At 72.1% G+C, this 531-nt stretch carries 1 protein-coding gene; it reads left to right on the forward strand.

Going from position 1 to position 531, the window contains the following annotated elements; all coding sequences use genetic code 11:
• Window positions 1–531 (forward strand): type II secretion system F family protein (locus ACFP3V_RS31255; protein ID WP_380591042.1); only part of this gene is annotated, 531 nt, incomplete at both ends.

Raw genomic sequence — 531 nt, forward strand, 5'->3', positions numbered from 1 at the left:
ACAGGCCGTCGTCTCCAGCCTGAAGACCGTGCCCGCGCCGGTCGAGAGCGAAGTGCGGCTGCTGGTGGCGCGGTTGGGCGCCGGGTGGCCGCCCACCCAGGCCTACCGGGCGTTCGCCGACGATTTGAACGACGCGACCGCGGACATGGTCGTCGCCCTGATGCTGCTGCACGCCACCGACCGCGGCGCAGGCCTGGGCCGGGCCCTCACGGATCTGGCGCGGTCGGTGTCCGAGGAGGTGCTGATGCGGCGCAAGGTCGAGGCCGACCGGGCCAAACCTCGGGCCAACGCCCGCTGGATCACCGCGTTCTGCCTCATCGTGTTCGGGCTGTCGTTCTTCTCCGGCTCGTATGCGGCGCCGTATCACACCTGGTACGGGCAGCTGGTCATGGCCGCCTTCGCGGCAGGCTTCATCGCCCTGCTGGTGTGGATGCGGCGCATGGCCAACCTCACCCCCACCCCCAGATTCCTCTCGGCCGCGGACCGCACCGGCGCCCCAGCCCCAGCCCCAGCCCGAGCCCCGGCCCAGGC

Source organism: Streptacidiphilus monticola, from assembly GCF_042658505.1.
In the GTDB taxonomy this organism is placed as follows: Bacteria; Actinomycetota; Actinomycetes; order Streptomycetales; family Streptomycetaceae; genus Streptacidiphilus; species Streptacidiphilus monticola.